Annotated in this window: 15 protein-coding genes; 12 read left to right on the top strand and 3 right to left on the bottom strand. The window is 44.1% G+C overall.

Annotation, left to right across the window (positions count from 1 at the left end):
* Positions 1 to 15 precede the first annotated feature (15 nt).
* From MHB49_RS09745 to MHB49_RS09755, 3 genes are all read left to right on the top strand, one after another.
* Entirely contained in the window at positions 16 to 921 is a 906-nt protein-coding gene (locus MHB49_RS09745; protein WP_113051604.1) for a sugar ABC transporter permease, read from the top strand.
* 31 nt (positions 922 to 952) lie between these two features.
* On the top strand, positions 953 to 1,852 hold the full coding sequence (locus MHB49_RS09750) for a carbohydrate ABC transporter permease (RefSeq protein WP_247901638.1): 900 nt from the start codon (positions 953 to 955) through the stop codon (positions 1,850 to 1,852).
* Between the two features lie 111 nt (positions 1,853 to 1,963).
* Positions 1,964 to 3,517: an ABC transporter substrate-binding protein gene (locus tag MHB49_RS09755; RefSeq protein ID WP_405155993.1), complete on the top strand. Its 1,554-nt coding sequence runs from the start codon at positions 1,964 to 1,966 to the stop codon at positions 3,515 to 3,517.
* A gap of 83 nt (positions 3,518 to 3,600) precedes the next feature.
* On the opposite strand, the gene MHB49_RS09760 is transcribed toward MHB49_RS09755, so the two are convergent.
* Complete coding sequence (locus tag MHB49_RS09760; protein WP_405155994.1) at positions 3,601 to 4,749, bottom strand: MGDG synthase family glycosyltransferase; 1,149 nt, start codon at positions 4,747 to 4,749, stop codon at positions 3,601 to 3,603.
* Between the two features lie 50 nt (positions 4,750 to 4,799).
* Positions 4,800 to 5,327, bottom strand: coding sequence for a phosphatase PAP2 family protein (locus MHB49_RS09765; protein WP_109999523.1), 528 nt, complete (start codon positions 5,325 to 5,327; stop codon positions 4,800 to 4,802).
* Positions 5,328 to 6,040: 713 nt separating this feature from the next.
* Between MHB49_RS09765 and MHB49_RS09770 the strand changes: the two genes are divergently transcribed.
* From MHB49_RS09770 to MHB49_RS09810, 9 genes are all read left to right on the top strand, one after another.
* Positions 6,041 to 7,279 carry a glycosyltransferase family 2 protein gene (locus tag MHB49_RS09770; protein WP_099854876.1) on the top strand — a complete coding sequence of 413 codons (1,239 nt, stop codon included), beginning with the start codon at positions 6,041 to 6,043 and terminating at the stop codon, positions 7,277 to 7,279.
* Between the two features lie 307 nt (positions 7,280 to 7,586).
* Positions 7,587 to 8,081 carry a translation initiation factor IF-3 gene (gene infC / locus MHB49_RS09775; protein ID WP_153980623.1) on the top strand — a complete coding sequence of 165 codons (495 nt, stop codon included), beginning with the start codon at positions 7,587 to 7,589 and terminating at the stop codon, positions 8,079 to 8,081.
* Between the two features lie 24 nt (positions 8,082 to 8,105).
* The gene (rpmI, locus tag MHB49_RS09780; RefSeq protein ID WP_062320217.1) at positions 8,106 to 8,306 is read left to right on the top strand and encodes a 50S ribosomal protein L35; all 201 of its coding nucleotides are present in this window, start codon (positions 8,106 to 8,108) and stop codon (positions 8,304 to 8,306) included.
* A 77-nt stretch (positions 8,307 to 8,383) separates the two neighbouring features.
* Positions 8,384 to 8,743 (top strand): 50S ribosomal protein L20, encoded by a 360-nt coding sequence (gene rplT / locus MHB49_RS09785; RefSeq protein ID WP_247901641.1) that lies wholly within the window; start codon positions 8,384 to 8,386, stop codon positions 8,741 to 8,743.
* A 558-nt stretch (positions 8,744 to 9,301) separates the two neighbouring features.
* Positions 9,302 to 10,342: a BMP family protein gene (locus tag MHB49_RS09790; protein ID WP_405155995.1), complete on the top strand. Its 1,041-nt coding sequence runs from the start codon at positions 9,302 to 9,304 to the stop codon at positions 10,340 to 10,342.
* Positions 10,343 to 10,681: 339 nt separating this feature from the next.
* Positions 10,682 to 12,220, top strand: a complete 1,539-nt coding sequence (locus MHB49_RS09795; RefSeq protein WP_405155996.1) for an ABC transporter ATP-binding protein — start codon at positions 10,682 to 10,684, stop codon at positions 12,218 to 12,220.
* Positions 12,213 to 13,292: an ABC transporter permease gene (locus tag MHB49_RS09800; protein ID WP_247901643.1), complete on the top strand. Its 1,080-nt coding sequence runs from the start codon at positions 12,213 to 12,215 to the stop codon at positions 13,290 to 13,292. The genes MHB49_RS09795 and MHB49_RS09800 overlap by 8 nt, the downstream gene beginning before the upstream one ends.
* Complete coding sequence (locus MHB49_RS09805) at positions 13,293 to 14,255, top strand: ABC transporter permease (protein WP_063564195.1); 963 nt, start codon at positions 13,293 to 13,295, stop codon at positions 14,253 to 14,255.
* Positions 14,256 to 14,472: 217 nt separating this feature from the next.
* Positions 14,473 to 14,823: a hypothetical protein gene (locus MHB49_RS09810; protein WP_247901644.1), complete on the top strand. Its 351-nt coding sequence runs from the start codon at positions 14,473 to 14,475 to the stop codon at positions 14,821 to 14,823.
* A 6-nt stretch (positions 14,824 to 14,829) separates the two neighbouring features.
* On the opposite strand, the gene MHB49_RS09815 is transcribed toward MHB49_RS09810, so the two are convergent.
* Positions 14,830 to 15,273 (bottom strand): GNAT family N-acetyltransferase, encoded by a 444-nt coding sequence (locus tag MHB49_RS09815; RefSeq protein ID WP_405157096.1) that lies wholly within the window; start codon positions 15,271 to 15,273, stop codon positions 14,830 to 14,832.
* Between the last annotated feature and the right edge of the window lie 125 nt (positions 15,274 to 15,398).

The raw sequence follows: 15,398 nt of genomic DNA on the forward strand, positions 1-15,398 counted from the left end.
GGGAGGGATCGAGCCATGCTCAAAGAATTGAACAAAAACAAAATCATGTTTCTGATGCTGCTGCCTACACTGATCTTTTTTCTAATCAACTCGTATTTTCCGATGGTCGGCATCTATTACGCGTTTACCCGCTATGATTTTGAAGGGGGGTTGTTCGGAAGCCCGTTTGTAGGCCTGGAGAACTTCAAGTTTCTGTGGCAATCAGGAATGCTGCTGAAACTGACAACCAATACCGTAGGTTACAATTTGGCCTTCATTATATTGGGAAACGGGCTGGCGATCTTTTGTGCGATTTTGCTCAGTGAAATTCGGGGGAAAATGTTTAAGAAAATTACGCAGTCGGTCATGTTTCTACCGTATTTTATCTCGTTTGTACTACTAAGTGTAATCGCTTACAACATGTTCAACTATGAATCTGGTTTTGTGAACACGGTACTCAAACGTTTTGAGGCAGGTCCAATTGATATTTACAACACACCCTGGATCTGGGTGTTCCTGATCATCATTTTTTATCTGTGGAAAAACCTCGGCTACAGCATGGTCATCTACCTTGCAGCTATTACAGGTATCAGCGATGAGTATTACGAGGCCGCCCGGATTGACGGGGCCAATATCTTTCAGCGTATTTGGTACATCACCGTACCGATGCTAAAACCCACATTTGTCATCCTTCTGTTATTCTCACTCGGCAGCATAATGAAGGGGCAGTTTGATCTCTTTTATCAACTGATTGGAAACAACGGTGTCTTATACAACGCTACAGATATTATCGATACGTATGTGTACCGTTCCCTGAAAGTAACGTTTGATATCGGAATGGCTACCGCGGCGGGACTGTATCAATCGCTGTTTGGTTTTATCCTGATCATGACCGTGAACTATATCATCCGCAAAGTCAATGAAGACTACGCCTTGTTCTAAAACGCCCCCCAGGGCAGAAGGGAGAAACATCATGCATACACGTGCCAGAGATTCCGAATTTACCTTGTTGTTTCAAGTTATCGCTTACATCGTAATCCTGCTTCTTTCCTTAATCTGTATCGTGCCATTTATTTTGATTTTATCCGGTTCGTTTAGCAGCAACGAATCTATTGTGAGAGAAGGGTATCACCTTTTTCCCACCGACTTTTCCCTGGAAGGTTACAAGATGGTGTTCAAATTTCCGACCCAGGTGCTCAAAGCTTATGGCGTGACGGTTTTTACAACTGTTGTAGGTACGGTCCTTGGATTGTTTCTTATTACAATGGCCGGATTTGTACTACAGCGCAAAGACTTTAAATACCGGAATGCCTTCTCGTTTTTCATTTACTTCACAACCCTCTTTGGTGGGGGATTGGTTCCTTGGTACATCATGCTGGCAAACTATTTCAATCTTACGGATACGTATACAGTGTTGATATTTCCGGGACTGATGACGCCATTTCTCATTATCTTGATGAAAAACTTCATTCGTTCAGCTGTTCCGGATGAGCTGATTGAGTCCGCCAAAATCGATGGTGCGAATGATTTCCGCATTTACTTTAGCGTTGTGCTGAAGCTGGCGATGCCCGGCATTGCCACTGTGGGTTTATTTCTGGCACTCGGGTACTGGAACGACTGGTTCACATCCTCTTTGTTCATTAATAACCCGGATATGTACCAGCTGCAATTCTATTTATATAACACCATGAACACGATTACCTTCATTGACCAGATGGCAATTGGCACCGGAATAACACTTAGTCAGGATGTACCGACCGAATCGACCAAAATGGCGATGGCGATCGTGGTAACAGGCCCTATCTTGTTCCTGTATCCATTTGTGCAGCGTTACTTTGTGAAGGGACTTACCATTGGAGCGGTAAAAGGTTAGAACGTGCACGCGCTGTGATTGCAGATTTCAGGGATAGCTTTCTGCCCGTCTGCGTCTGAACCATGGCGAGTCTGCGCTAACATATAAGGTTGATCACACAAAAAAGGGAGGATGCGTATGCGTAACAAAACAATTCGGCGCCTGTCTATGTTACTTGCCATGATGTTGTTTGCCGGGGTGCTTGCCGCATGTAATAACGGTTCGGGGGGATCAGCGCAAGGAAGTGAGCAGGGAGGCTCTTCTGAAAACAAAGGGGAGAAGGTAACACTGCAATTCTACATGCTTGGTGATGCACCCAAGGATCTGCCTGTCATTGAATCAGGAATCAACAAGCTGGCTGAGGCCGATCTGAACGTTAATGTAAAATTTAACTATACCTCCTGGACAGACTGGGATCAAAAATACAAACTGCTGCTGTCTTCCGGTCAACCGATTGACCTGATTTTTACAGCGGATTGGACGTTCTATCAGTCCTATGCCAAAAAAGGAGCATTCCTGGCGTTGGATGAATTACTGCCTAAGGCAGCACCAACCCTCAAAGCGTATGTACCTGAGGACATGTGGAAAGCGGTAACTGTCAATGACAAGATTTATACTGTGCCCTCTACATGGACCGAGTATGTTACGGAGGGGATTGCGTACCGTGAGGATTTGCGCGAGAAGTACAATCTGCCCAAACCGGAATCTCTGGAGACCCTCGAAGCCTATCTGGAGGGAATCAAAGCCAATGAACCAAATATGATTCCAATCGCGGATAGTAATGCCAACCATACCCATGGGATTCGTCAATTGACATCCAAGCTGGTGAATACGGCAGGTCAGCTCCCTTATGGTCTGGACATCATGTATGATTCACCATCAACTGTGGCTTCCTATTGGGGGTCTGCACAGCATCTGGAAGATCTGAAAACGTACAAACGCTGGATGGACAAAGGCTTTTTTCCGAAAAACGTCCTGAATGTAAAGGATACCTCCAACTCCTTGCTGCAAAATGGGAAAGCGGCTGTTGTCCTGTCGGGTGAGAACCCGAACAAATTTAATGCCGATGTGATCAAGGTCCAATCCACTCATCCGGATTGGAAGCTCGGTTATTTCCCTTACCCAAATGCAAAAGGATTTGCACAACCCGTTCACCCGATCCACAATGGTTTTGCAATTCCACGCAGCAGCAAGAATCCGGAAAAAGCACTTGCATTCTATGAGAAACTGGTTACCGACAAACGTTACAACTGGCTGACCGAATACGGTGTGGAAGGCAAAAATTTCGAAGTACAAGACGGTTATTATAAAATGGTGGGCGATGCCCAAACCAATGGGTTCCCGCGCGAAGGCATGAATGGCTGGGCTTGGCGTAATCCGGAATTCATGCTCTATGATAAGAGCTTTGATGATGTGCTCGCTATGTTCAAAGAGCTGGATAAAATCAAAAAGCCGGATATCTACACGGGATTTGCTGAGGATTGGACACCATACCAAGCTGAGAAAGCTGCATTGGAGCAAGTAGAGAAACAATATCTGTATCCGCTGAATGTCGGATTGGTGGAGGATGTCGAAGCAGGCTTGAATACATTCATGGAAAAGGCCAAACAAGCGGGGCTTGAGAAGATTCAGAGCGAGTATACCAAGCAGTGGGAAGATTACTTGAAGTCTGCTGGTATTCAATAGTTTGTACTTTTCTTCATATTAAAAAAAGGTGCCTTCGATTCGAAGGCACCTTAACTGTGTACATGCAGGCTTGTTTGAAGCCGTTACAGTCTGGCTTGGTCTGCTGAGAAGGGACGCAGATCGAGAAGATCGATAATACTTTGCGCGCTCTGCATCGGGTGATACTTGGCAATCTGTTCCATATGGCGTTTGCGTTTGCGAACAATGTCTGGGTAGTTATGGAGCAGTTTATTCATCCACTTTACAACAATGTCAAGTGAAGTGATGGGTTCGCCCAAACCACGGGCGGTGAAATACTGAACATTCTCTTCTTCCTGACCCGGTATAGGGTTATGGAATAACATAGGGATTCCCTTTGCCAAACCTTCACTGCATGTCATTCCTCCCGGTTTCGTGATCAGAAGATCAGATACTTCCATTAATTTGTCCACTTCATTGGTGTAGCCGATAATATGGATATTCTCTTTTTGATACAGCGGATTTTGTTCCATGCTGATTCGGCTTTTGTCATTGCGGCCAAGGCAGAAAATAATCTGAACATCCTCATGCCAGCGTGTCAATAACTGGTTAACCACTTCATCACTAAGCATGCCCCAACCCCCGCCCATCACAAGCACAGTAGGCATGTTCTTCAGATTGAATTTGCTTCTAATTTCGTCCCGCCCTGGATGCTCCCAGAAATTGGGGTGAATTGGAATGCCAGTAACTCGAATTTTGTCTAAAGATACACCCCGCAGCATTAATTTGGACTTTACCTCATCTGTGGAAACAAGGTACAGATCCACTTCCGGGCTAATCCATGTCCCGTGCGCGTCATAATCGGTGATGACTGTACAAAGTGGAACCTCTACACCCAGACGTTTCAGTCTGGATATGACGGCACTGGGAATAGGGTGAGTGCATACAATAACATTTGGACGAAGCTGACGAACAATACTGCGTGTATGGGTGTAAAAAAGTTTATGCAGTGCGAGTGTAGTCAGCCGGTTCAAGGATTTTTTATATTGGTGCCTGTATACATACCCGATGAGCTTGGGCTGGTTAATGACCGTTTTTTTGTACGCTGTAATGATAAGTGGCGCAACTCTGGGATTCAGAAAACTTCCCAGCTCAAGCACTTTGGTTTGCACATTCGGCGAAAGTTTTCGCAAACTGCTGGACAACGCATAAGCGGCTTGAGTATGACCAGCGCCAAACCCTTCAGATAAAAGTAATACTCTTTTTTTCTCCACGCTTGCTTCACCTGTTCCTGCTAGGTTTTCCTTAGTCTAACATATTCACATTATGTCCATAAAGCAACTGTTGCAAGTGCGACTAAAGTACCGATCGTAGCACCTGCGAGCACATCTGAGGGATAGTGTAATCCCAGGTAGATTCGTGAAAATCCGACAATTAATGCAACAGGGAGTAACAACAGCAACAGGAACGGCTCCATAGCCATAAAAGGAACCGTAACTGAGAATACCGCGGTAGTATGCCCTGAAGGGAAGGAATGGTCCGTCAGGGGATTGCGGAACGTAATCGTATCGGGCAGAGCCAGGTAAGGCCGAATGCGTGGATACAATTTTTTGGCGATTGCTACGGGAATGTGGCTAACCGCCAGAGCGATGCATGCCTGAAGTCCTGTTGTACTCCAAGGAGCTGGAGCCAGCAGCCAGATTAGTAACGAAACTGCAATAGAAGAAGTTGCTCCCCCCAGGTGGGTGAAATAATACAGCCAAAAGTTCATAAATCGATTATGAAGTCGACCATTAATCCACATAAATACATTTCGATCATACTCTTGAAACTTTACGAATAAACGGCTCATATTGGCCTCCTGCCAGTCAGGCCCCGTGTTGGCGGCAGTATTTCCGGTAAATTGCTGTGTCCGGTTTCGTCCTGATTAGTATATAACCGTTTTCCGTGAACTTGAGGTTATTTCAGGTATATGTTTATCATATTTTTAAATGTTGTCCTTTTCAAGAAGAACACATGTGAAAAAGGTAAAATTCATGTTAAAGAGTGGATATGTAACCAGCTTAACTTTTTGACTCGGACGAACTAAAAAAGATACAATGATTCAACATGGCTGAAATGCGGTTAAAAAAATGTGAGTTTAAGACTGAACTTTTTGAGGTCCGTTTACGTTATTTGATATAGAGCCTCTGTCGATATGGATCAGCCTGATGAAAAAAGCAGGGACTTTAGAAATAAAAATCAAGTAAACGGCTGAAAATAAGATATAACAGGCATGAATGCGAGGTTGGAGTATTACAAAGTGCCTATTCAGCGTTTAAAGTTCACATTTCTGCTTCAGGAAGTGAAATTGCGGTTTTGACAAATGGCTGAAAAGAATACAAAATCGATAAAGCAGCCAACTGGCATCAACCATGCTTGAAACAATGTTTGAAATATTGGCGTAGTAAACAAAAGAACAGGGTCATAATTCTGCGCACCACAAAAAAATAAAAGTGCAGAATTCAGGAAGAGAAACGTTCTACAAGTAAATTGGCTTTGAAAAAAAGGGGGTAACAGAGAACGATGTTGGACGCTATATTCGTCACGATGCAGGTCATTCTGGCACTGCTAGCCGTGTACCAATTCACGTTTTCGCTGTTCGGTCTGATTAAGAAAAAGAAAAAGAAACATTATCCGGCGACAAAATCATTCGCTGTACTCGTCGCAGCACACAATGAGGAACAAGTCATTGGTGCCTTGATGGAGAACCTGAAACAATTGGATTACCCGGAAGATCTGTACGATGTGTTTGTCATTTGTGACAACTGTACGGACGGAACGGCTCAAATTGTCAGACAGCATGGATTGAATGCTTGTGTACGTACCAATGCTGATCTCAGAGGTAAAGGGTATGCCATTGAATGGATGCTTAAATACCTGTGGAAATTGCCTCGTCAGTATGACGCCGTTGTCATGTTTGACGCAGATAACCTGGTTGACCGCAACTTCCTGCTTGAGATGAATGACGACTTGTGCAATGGTTCGCGTGTTATTCAAGGATACATCGATACGAAAAATCCAGAGGATTCCTGGATCACTGCAGCATATGGCGTATCTTACTGGTACATCAACCGTCTGTGGCAGTTGTCCCGTCATAATTTGAACATGGCGAATTTCCTCGGCGGTACTGGAATGTGCTTCGAGACCAATTTGCTTAAGGAAATTGGTTGGGGCGCTACAAGTCTGGTGGAGGATTTGGAGTTTACGATGCGCAGTGTTCAGCGTAATGTATATCCTGTCTTTAACTATGATGCCAAAGTATTTGATGAGAAGCCGTTAACTTTTAAAGCTTCAGCAAGACAACGCCTTCGCTGGATGCAAGGTCACTTTACGGTTGCGCGTAGATATTTCTTCCCGCTGCTGTGGCAAAGTATCAAGGAAAGAAGCTTGGTGAAATTTGACCTTGCTGTGTATGGCGCAAACGTGTACGTTGTTCTGCTTACGTTCCTGATGACAGCTGTCCTCTGGGTGGATACAGCGATTTTTAGCGGTCCGCATATTGCAAACATATACGGGTACTTCCCGCTCTGGGTAGGATTTGTTGCGATTGGCCTGAACGTTCTGACGTTCTTGTTGTCCATGGCGCTGGAAAAGGTTACTTTTGCCAAAGTGTATCTGTACCTGATCTTGTTCCCGATTTATCTTCTTTCGTGGTATCCAATTACGTTCTATGCGTTCTTTACGCAGAACAACAAACAATGGAGCCACACCCAGCATACACGTGTTGTACGTTTGGATGAGGTGCAGAGCAAGCAGGGATAATGATTGATTTGGATATAGGTTGTCCGTGAAAAAAATATTGTAGATACGTTGACAATAGTTTTTCAGGATGGTATAGTATTCAAGTGCGTTAAATGAATAGCAACGGAATCACAAGTAGAAGTCCGACTTCTCACCTGATCAACAAACATGTTGGCTGGTCAACGATCCCAATAATTTATGAAGTGTATACTCATGAAGAATTGTGTTGATTACAGGGATGTCGGTAGCTTAACCGGCATCCCTTTTATTTTTGTGTAACAAGATATTCAAAATGACCTGGAGGTGGACGGTTATTAGTAAAGATCACATGATTAATGATGAGATTCGGGCGAAGGAAGTGCGCCTTGTCGGAGCTGAAGGAGAACAAATTGGGATCAAGCCCATTCGGGAAGCACTACAAATGGCGATTGATCTGAACTTGGATCTGGTCAATGTGGCACCACAGGCTAAACCGCCGGTGTGCCGCATCATGGACTATGGAAAATTCCGCTATGAGCAACAAAAGAAAGAAAAAGAAGCCCGTAAGAACCAGAAAATTGTTGACATTAAAGAAGTATGGTTCCGTTCCAATATTGAGGAGCACGATTACCAAACGAAGCTTCGTAATGTGGTTAAGTTTTTGAAAGAAGGCGACAAGGTAAAATGTTCAGTTCGTTACCGCGGACGTGAAATTGCCCATGCAGCCATTGGTCAACGTATTTTGGAACGCGTAAAAACAGAAGTTGCAGAACTCTGCACCATCGAGCGCCAACCAAAATTGGAAGGCCGCAGTATGATCATGATTCTGGCTCCTAAAGCCTGATAACATTGAAGGAGGAAACACAAAATGCCTAAAATGAAAACACACAGCAGTTTGAAAGGACGCTTCAAAATTACCGGTTCCGGTAAAGTCCTGCGTTACAAAGCTCACAAAAACCACTTGCTTTCCCACAAATCAAAACGTGCTAAGCGCGTTCTGAACGGTAACCCAGTTATGGCTGCCGGGGACGTAAGACGTTTGAAACAAGGTCTGGCTAACTTGAAATAGTAAATCCGTATGGGGGATCGGCTTAGGCCGTACACATACCACGGATACATTTAATATTTATTGGGAGGTTCTTTAATATGGCAAGAGTAAAAGGCGGTTTTGTAGTACGTCGTCGTCATAAAAAGGTTTTGAAACTGGCAAGAGGTTATTTCGGTTCCAAACACCGCATTTTTAAAACAGCTAACGAGCAAGTAATGAAATCCCTGGTATATGCATACCGTGACCGTCGCAACACGAAACGTAACTTCCGCAGACTGTGGATCGTTCGTATCAATGCTGCAGCACGTATGAATGGTTTGTCTTACAACAAACTGATTCATGGATTGAAACTTGCTGGTGTAGACATGAACCGCAAAATGTTGGCTGATTTGGCCGTTAACGACATCAATGCGTTCAACTCTTTGGCTACTGTAGCTAAAAGCAAAATCAACGCTTAAAATTTGTTATGCAAGCCGCCGTACCTATGGCGGCTTTTTTTACGGGCTGAAGATGCATCTACCCAATAGGACGTGTGGAATGAAACGAATATGTTGCACTCTGTATGGGAACAATGAAACAGGGTGTGGCAATACATAAAATACGAACGGTGCATAAATGCAAATGAAAACAGGCTAATTCCACTTCTTGCTAGGAAACATGGTAAGTTTTTGTTATATAACATCACATCGTTGTAACGTTAGTGTGTTAAATCGTTAAATTATTAAGCGTTTTCAATAAAATGAGAGCAAAAATAAGTGAGATTTAGTGATGAAACATCTGGATTTTACCACGGGTTGAATGTATAATCACCTCTGTAGGCTAGTCCTAAAATTTTCTCTTCAAGTCATAATGTTCGGTTTTTCGACAGGTGACACAATTGTTTAACGGTAAGAATGCGCTTTTAATGTCGAAGAAACCATACATTCTGCATAAAAGCCATATTATCGATCTGTTGATCCGTTCCATTTTGGCCTGAACAGGAATTAGGTATATATCATTAAGGGGGAACAAGAGAAATGAAAAAGATGCTCAGCTTGTCTTTGGTCATGTTGCTGGCAGTATCGGTTATGCTCGCAGGTTGCGGTAGCAAACCGAAAGAAGAAACAAATGCCGGAGGAACTGCAGGTGGCGAAAACACTGAAGCTAAATCCGATTTGAAAATCGGTATGGTTACTGACGTCGGTGGCGTTAACGACAAATCGTTTAACCAATCTGCTTGGGAAGCTCTGCAAGCAACTGAAACTGAAACAGGTGTAGCTGTTAAATACCTGCAAAGTAAATCTGATGAAGAGTACATTCCAAACCTGAACGAGTTCGTTAAAGGTGGATATGATCTGACTTGGGGTATCGGTTTCCAATTGGCTGATGCGATCAAGACTGTAGCTGAACAAAATCCTGATTCCAAACTCGCGATCATCGACAGTGTTGTTGATGCTCCTAACGTTAAATCGGTAACATTTGCTGAAGAAGAAGGTTCTTTCCTGGTAGGTGTGGTAGCTGGTCTGACAACTAAATCGAACAAAATTGGTTTTGTTGGCGGTATGGAAAGCCCACTGATCAAAAAGTTTGAAGTAGGTTTCAGAGAAGGCGTTAAAGCGGTTAATCCTAATGCCGAGTTCATTTCAAACTACACTGGTGCATTTGATAAGCCTGACCTGGGTAAAGCAGCAGCAGCAACACTCTACAACAAAGGCGTAGATATTATTTTCCACGCTTCCGGTGCTACGGGTAATGGTGTGTTCAACGAAGCAATCGCTCGTAAAAAACAAGGTCAAGACGTTTGGGTTATCGGTGTAGATAAAGACCAATCTCTTGAATTTGGTGATGATGTAACACTGACTTCCATGATCAAAAAAGTTGACGAAGCTGTTAAGCGCGTAAACCAAGAACTTATCGATGGAACATTCAAAGGCGGAGCTGAAAACCTGACTCTGAAAGATAACGGCGTAGGGATTGCTGATACTTCTACGAAAAATGTTTCTGCTGATATCCTTGCAAAAGTGGACGAGTACAAAGAAAAAATCATCAGCGGCGAAATCAAAGTTCCTACAGAGTAATCTGATTCTGTTGTAAAAATGAATCATCATCGAGGCCGGTCTTGACCGGCCTTATGATTGTCAGGACAGGAAAATTTGCTCAAGTCATCATAACAATTGTACAGCTTTGCAGTGTGTGCTAGGGGATAACCCATAGCAAAAGAAAGAAGACTTCGTATCAACGCTCCGGTAGGAGCCTTTCTTAAGATTATGGAATGCAGAAGTTTCATTGAAACTGAAGGATTCGATAACCTCAAGAAAAGTACCGCTAAAATGCGGTCATCTTCCTTGAATAAACGTCGATAGACGTTTTTCTTACGTTTGCGGAACCAAACTATATCAGGTATAAGGGTGATTTACATGGGTGCAGCAACCCCCGTCGTTGAGTTGAAACAAATCACGAAGCGTTTCCCAGGCATTGTTGCCAACGACGCCATCAGCCTTCAGCTTCGTAAAGGCGAGATCCATGCTCTATTGGGCGAAAACGGCGCTGGTAAATCAACGTTGATGAATATTGTCTTTGGTCTCTATCAGCCGGATGAAGGTTCCATTGAAGTGAATGGCAAGCCTGTCATCATCGACAGCCCTAACAAAGCAATCGATCTTGGCATTGGCATGGTGCATCAGCACTTTAAGCTTGTACAGCCGTTCACGGTAACAGAGAACATTATTTTGGGATCTGAACCAAGGAAAGGTCTCAACATTAATTATAAAAAAGCTGCTGCTGAAGTGCAGCGTCTGTCTGAACAGTATGGACTCAAAGTGAATCCACATGCCAAAATTCATGACATTTCCGTCGGAATGCAGCAGCGTGTCGAGATTGTAAAAACGTTGTATCGTGGTGCAGACATTCTTATTTTTGACGAGCCTACTGCGGTGTTAACACCTCAGGAAATCAAAGAACTGATGGTCATCATGAAGAAGCTGGTGGCCGAAGGCAAGTCCATTATTCTGATTACACACAAGCTGAAAGAAATCATGGAAATCTCCGATACAGTGACGATTATTCGCCGTGGTAAAGTGATTGATTCAGTTATAACATCAGAAACGAATCCGAATGAGCTGGCAGAAAAAATGGTTGGCCGCAATGTCACATTTAAAGTGGACAAAAAGCCAGCGACTCCAGGAAACAATGTGCTTGAAGTTAGTAAATTGACCGCCAAAAATAAAGAAGGTATCTCGGTACTGAACGAACTCAACCTGAATGTACGTGCAGGAGAGATTGTAGGAATCGCAGGTGTTGACGGTAATGGACAGAGCGAACTAATTGAGGCTCTTACCGGACTACGTAAAGTAGATGGTGGTTCAATTCGTCTCGAGGGCAAAGAGCTGTCCAATCATTCTCCACGGCATATTTCAGAGTCTGGTGTAGCCCATATTCCTGAAGACCGGCATAAACATGGACTTGTCCTTGATTTTTCTGTGAGTGAAAATATTGTCCTGGAATCATATTATAAGGCTCCTTATACTCGTAAAGGATTCCTTAACTTCGATGCGATCAAGAAGCAAGCGAAGCGTCTTGTCGAGGCATTTGATGTGCGTACACCAAGCATTGAAACGAAGGCCCGCTCCTTATCGGGAGGGAACCAACAGAAAGCCATTATCGCACGTGAGGTTGATAAGAACCCTGAACTGCTTATTGCTGCCCAGCCAACTCGTGGCCTGGATGTAGGTGCTATTGAGTTTGTTCAAAAACAATTGATTGCACAACGTGATCAGGGCAAAGCCGTATTGCTGATCTCATTCGAGTTGGATGAAATTATCAACGTATCCGACCGGATTGCTGTCATCTATGAAGGACAGATCGTGGGTGAGGTGCTGCCGGAAGAAACCAATGACAGGGAGCTCGGCTTAATGATGGCGGGCAGCACCCAAAAGAGAGGTACTGTGCATGAGTAACGTATTGAAATGGTTTACCCGTGATTCATTTATATTACCTATTGTAGCCATCATTATGGGTCTGATCCTGGGTGGTATTGTCATGCTGATTGGCGGATACAATCCAATTGAAGCGTACAGTGCATTGTTTACGAAGGTTTTCGGAGACATGTATAACTTTGGTGAAGCGGTACGCGAAATGACACCGCTGATTATGACAGGACTTGCATTTGCATTTGCGGCACGTGCAGGACTGTTTAATATCGGGGGAGAAGGACAATTTCTCGTCGGCATGACTGCAGCGACTTTTGTAGGCGTAAAGTTTGCAGGTCTGCCAATCTACATTCATGCCCCACTGGCTTTGATCGCTGGTGCAGTATTTGGTGGCCTGTGGGCAGCTATTGCAGGTTACCTGAAAGCAGCGCGTGGAGTTAACGAAGTTATCAGTAGTATCATGCTGAACTGGATTGGTCTGTATTTGGCCAATCTGATCGTGCGCCAATTCCTGCTGTTAAAAGGTGAAAATCGTTCGGTGGATATCAGTGATACCGCATCGATTAGTTTGACATGGCTTTCCGAACTGATGGGCAACTCTCGTGTGCACTTGGGTACACTAATTGCACTCGTTATAGCTGTGGTCTTTTATATTTACATGTGGAAAACAAAGCAAGGTTATGAAATTCGTGCTGTAGGTCTTAACCCTAATGCGGCAGAGTATGCAGGTATGCATGTCAATCGCAATATCGTTAAAGCCATGTTTATCAGTGGTATGCTTGCTGGTCTTGGTGGTGCATTCCAGGTGCTCGGGGTGTTCCAATATCAGACTGTTATGTCGGGCTCGCCAGGAACAGGTTTTGACGGCATCGCGGTTGCACTGATTGGTTTGAATCATCCGTTTGGTGTGCTGCTGGGCGCATTGTTGTTTGGTACGCTTACTTATGGATCTGCGGGAATGAGCTTTGCTGCGGATGTACCGCCCGAGATTATTCGGATTGTGATCGGTTCGATTATCTTCTTCATTGCGGCACAAGGCATCGTGCGCTGGGTACTTAAACCGTTCTATTCCAAGCGCAAGAAAGAGAAGGTGTTGTAGATGGACTTGTTGACAATTGGGCAAATTATCAATACGACGCTTGTCTTTGCCACGGCATTGATTTTTGCATCCCTGGGCGGAATTTTCTCAGAAAAGTCGGGTGTAACCAACCTTGGACTTGAAGGTTTCATGGTATTTGGTGCGTTTGCTGCGGGGATTGCTGCGCATTATGCACAAGAAGCGGGCATGGGTGGAACGACATCTGCCTGGATGGGGATTTTGTTTGCTGTTGTGCTGGGTGTAGTTGTTTCACTAATCCACGCAGTTGCCTCAATTACGTTTAAGGCGGACCAAATTATAAGTGGTATCGTCATTAACTTCCTGGCAGCAGGAAGTACACTTTATTTGGTAAAACTGCTGTTTGAAGGATCGGGAGATTCACCTTTGGTACAAGGATTCAGCAAGTTTGATGTGCCGCTGTTAAAAGATATTCCTTTGCTGGGGGAAGCTTTCTTCAAAAATGTGTATCCGACAACATATCTGGCTATCTTGTTTGTTTTCCTAACTTATTACATTATGTACAAAACCCCATTCGGTCTTCGTCTTCGCTCGGTTGGTGAACATCCAAGTGCTGCGGATACCGTAGGTGTTAAAGTGCGTCGTTACCGTTATGTTGCGGTAATGATCAGTGGTGCGTTGGCCGCTATTGGTGGAGCAGCAATCACGCTGACTACGACAGGTACATTCTCTCATAATACGGTTTCCGGTCAAGGTTACATTGCGATTGCAGCGATGATCTTTGGTAAATGGAATCCGATTGGAGCCTTTGGGGCGGCTGTGTTCTTTGGTTTCTCACAAGCGATCCGGAACTATGTACAGCTGTTCGAATGGTCTCAAAGTATTCCCCAGGAAATTATTTATATGCTGCCTTATCTGCTCACTATTATCGTGCTCGTTGCGGCTGTTGGACGCTCTTCTGCTCCATCCGCACTCGGGGAACCGTACGATCCGGGGAAAAGATAACAGATTTAATATTTTTTCCATATATTGTTTTACTTAAAAAGGTTCGCCTCGTGCGGACCTTTTTTTGTTTCTCAAAGACAACAAAAGTATCAGATTACCAGCTTTCTTAACTCTTATAGAGAAAGGCACCCATATTTCCATTTAGGGACAAAGAAACAGGCGAAGACGGCCCTGGACGAATACACTGTTTTGAACGATCCGAGGAGGAGGGAAAAGTATGAAACAACATGTTACACGTGATGATGCGATGAAATTAATAGGCAAAAATATTGTTGCGATCAAGAAGGACGGTACTCGGGTGACGGGAAGGCTGTTGAAAGTATCTGGTAATAAACTGGTGCTGAAACGTGCAGTTGGCAAAAAAGTAAGCACCAAAGCCATTTTACCGCTGGTTTTATTTGATTTACTCGCCATCGCGACACTGCCTTATGCTTACGGCCCTGGTCCTGGATATGGCCCTGGATATGGCCCCGGACCAAAACCAGGGTACGGACCAGGTTTTGGTGGTGGATATGGGCCAGGCCCTGGATTTGGACCTTACGGACCAAGACCACCAGGCTTTTTCTAAACCGATTTATAATGTTTTTTCCAACTCGTAACAGCGGCTTAACATAATGTATCGAACCAAGGTATATCCATTTTTTTGGTAAAAATGAAGACCTTTTGTGTTGCCTTCGTCAACCATGACTTTGGATCTTTTGCAACCACGAGATGCCGCAAAATTTTCCGCTTTGAGCAGCAAGGTCTGACCATATTTCTTTCGCTGTTCTTTTGGGGCTACAGCCATCATATCCACATACAACAGTTCGCCGTGCATGAGAAAATGGATGAATGCGACAGCTTCGTTGTCAGGATTTTGTGAGACAACAAAGGTCATGCCCCTGTTCATTCGCAGGGGTATTTCTTTGCGTATTTTATTGATTTCACTTTCACTCATATGAGATAGGGGAACAAGTTGAGAGTCAATCAGCCTCATTATGGCGACATCATCCAGCTTGGATTTACGTTGCCGAATCACCATCGGAAGCCTCCTTTCAGGACCAGTCGTGCTGCTCGTATATCCTATGCCTGGAGCAAGTTAAAAGGTGACTGAATGAATCATTGGGATTGGGGCAACGTTAAAGATGGAGAATGAAGGATTCA

The sequence above is a fragment of the Paenibacillus sp. FSL K6-0108 genome (assembly GCF_045040695.1).
GTDB classification, from domain to species: Bacteria; Bacillota; Bacilli; order Paenibacillales; family Paenibacillaceae; genus Paenibacillus; species Paenibacillus pabuli_B.

What these genes read in the sequence shown, in the direction of transcription:
- MHB49_RS09745 (WP_113051604.1), top strand. Translation starts at nt 16, where the DNA reads ATGCTCAAAGAATTGAACAAAAACAAAATCATGTTTCTGATGCTGCTG.
- MHB49_RS09750 (WP_247901638.1), top strand. Translation starts at nt 953, where the DNA reads ATGCATACACGTGCCAGAGATTCCGAATTTACCTTGTTGTTTCAAGTT.
- MHB49_RS09755 (WP_405155993.1), top strand. Translation starts at nt 1,964, where the DNA reads ATGCGTATGCGTAACAAAACAATTCGGCGCCTGTCTATGTTACTTGCC.
- MHB49_RS09765 (WP_109999523.1), bottom strand. Translation starts at nt 5,327, where the DNA reads ATGAGCCGTTTATTCGTAAAGTTTCAAGAGTATGATCGAAATGTATTT.
- MHB49_RS09770 (WP_099854876.1), top strand. Translation starts at nt 6,041, where the DNA reads ATGTTGGACGCTATATTCGTCACGATGCAGGTCATTCTGGCACTGCTA.
- infC (WP_153980623.1), top strand. Translation starts at nt 7,587, where the DNA reads ATGATTAATGATGAGATTCGGGCGAAGGAAGTGCGCCTTGTCGGAGCT.
- rpmI (WP_062320217.1), top strand. Translation starts at nt 8,106, where the DNA reads ATGCCTAAAATGAAAACACACAGCAGTTTGAAAGGACGCTTCAAAATT.
- rplT (WP_247901641.1), top strand. Translation starts at nt 8,384, where the DNA reads ATGGCAAGAGTAAAAGGCGGTTTTGTAGTACGTCGTCGTCATAAAAAG.
- MHB49_RS09790 (WP_405155995.1), top strand. Translation starts at nt 9,302, where the DNA reads ATGAAAAAGATGCTCAGCTTGTCTTTGGTCATGTTGCTGGCAGTATCG.
- MHB49_RS09795 (WP_405155996.1), top strand. Translation starts at nt 10,682, where the DNA reads ATGGGTGCAGCAACCCCCGTCGTTGAGTTGAAACAAATCACGAAGCGT.
- MHB49_RS09800 (WP_247901643.1), top strand. Translation starts at nt 12,213, where the DNA reads ATGAGTAACGTATTGAAATGGTTTACCCGTGATTCATTTATATTACCT.
- MHB49_RS09805 (WP_063564195.1), top strand. Translation starts at nt 13,293, where the DNA reads ATGGACTTGTTGACAATTGGGCAAATTATCAATACGACGCTTGTCTTT.
- MHB49_RS09810 (WP_247901644.1), top strand. Translation starts at nt 14,473, where the DNA reads ATGAAACAACATGTTACACGTGATGATGCGATGAAATTAATAGGCAAA.